Source organism: Novosphingobium sp. B-7 (genome assembly GCF_000410615.1).
Taxonomy (GTDB): domain Bacteria; phylum Pseudomonadota; class Alphaproteobacteria; order Sphingomonadales; family Sphingomonadaceae; genus Novosphingobium; species Novosphingobium capsulatum.
In genome coordinates, this window is record NZ_KE148474.1 from 4,452 (window position 1) to 5,878 (window position 1,427).

The window sequence follows — 1,427 nt, forward strand, 5'->3', positions numbered from 1 at the left end:
TCGCCGTGTTCCTCGATCGCCCGGCGATCCTCACCGAGATCCTGCCCAAGACCCGCGCCGTGCTGGGCAATTTCGGGGTGAGCGACGAGGGCCTGCTGGATGTGGTGACCGGCAAGGAAACCGCGCGCGGGCGCCTGCCGTTCGAACTGCCGCGCACGATGGCGGCGGTGGAACGGCAGAACCCGGCTGTGGGCGATGACAGCGCCGATCCGCTGTTCCCGTTCGGATTTGGCTTGGGCCCGACAAATCCCGGCAATCGGTAATTTTCTATTGAGGCGCAATGGAAAACCGTTCACTTCGTTTCCCGTGCGGCAGGTAGTTGGCGGGGGTGGCACATGCAGAAAATTGCCATCGCATTGCTGCTCGGCTTGGTGTGTGGTTGTACAAAGCAACATAACCCGCCGCCGCGGCCGCCGAGAAACACACTGGATTTATTGTCTCAAGAGGATGCCGAGTTTGTACGGTCGCAGCTGAGGCTAATCGGACCCAACGCTGTAAAGGATTTTGAGTCTCCAGGATATCGAGAGTCCAAGTTGATTTTGCAAAAGCAAATCTTGGACAGTCGATCCTGCGTTGATGAATTTAAGAGAATGTATGCTGTTCGTGAAGTTCAGTCGGCAATTTCGCGTAATGATCTCCGTCTCTTCAAAGTTAGAAGTAACGGGTATGCATTCACTTATTATGTCCCAGGTGCAAACAAATGCAGCTTTAGTTTTGATGGCTCTGACGCTGATCGAATCAGAGATTTATGGAACCCAAGTTTTGGCGATGATCAGCATTATGAGATAATTGATGAATGCGACGCCGCCATGAAAAAATACGCCGCCCAATACAACCAAATCATGTTGGCTATGGCGCCGCAGTCGCTGGAATTATCGTGTGGCGGTTCGAATCATCAAAATTGAGGCTGTAATGTAGGATTTGGTGATCGCTTCCCTATCTGGCAGTGGCACCACCCACGGGCCGATCGCGTGGTGACGCCGGCTGGACCGAGCGAACCGACTGGGCGTCCCGCCATTGGCGGAAAGCCCAGTCGTGTTTTTCATTCCTGCGGCAGGATCAGATACTTGGCGCCCGTCGCGCGGCGGTTGTAGTCGGCCACCACGTCGGCATCGAGCACGCGCGAGAGCGGCACCTGCGCCTTGTAGCTGGAGGCGAACAGCGTGGTCAGGTCCTGGCCGACGCGGGCCGTCATGCGGGCGCGCACCTCTGGCCCCAGGGCTTCCATCGTCGGGCCGAGCAGCCAGCCTGAAACATCCCAGACAAAGCCGATGTCGCGCGGCAGGGTGATCGGCCCGGTATCGAGCATGCCATAGACATAGGCACGCTTCTTCGCGGTGGAGCCATAGCGCGAATAGGCGCCAGCGGCCGCGCGGCCGACCTGTTCCATGGTGGAGAGGATCGTGCCCAGCAGCGGGGCGCCGCCG

1 protein-coding gene and 2 pseudogenes are annotated in these 1,427 nt (G+C 58.1%); 2 read left to right on the plus strand and 1 reads right to left on the minus strand.

The window, feature by feature from the left end; genetic code table 11:
- Both H926_RS35095 and H926_RS32720 read left to right on the plus strand, forming a co-directional pair.
- Positions 1-263: pseudogene (locus H926_RS35095) on the plus strand (glycoside hydrolase family 3 C-terminal domain-containing protein); the annotation flags it as partial.
- Positions 264-335: 72 nt separating this feature from the next.
- Complete coding sequence (locus H926_RS32720; RefSeq protein WP_148291833.1) at positions 336-905, plus strand: hypothetical protein; 570 nt, start codon at positions 336-338, stop codon at positions 903-905.
- A 137-nt stretch (positions 906-1,042) separates the two neighbouring features.
- Here the strand turns inward: H926_RS32720 and H926_RS35100 are convergent.
- Positions 1,043-1,427: pseudogene (locus H926_RS35100) on the minus strand (NADH oxidase); the annotation flags it as partial.

Excerpts from the sequence above, each read along its gene's own strand:
- H926_RS32720 (WP_148291833.1), top strand. The coding sequence starts at position 336 with ATGCAGAAAATTGCCATCGCATTGCTGCTCGGCTTGGTGTGTGGTTGT.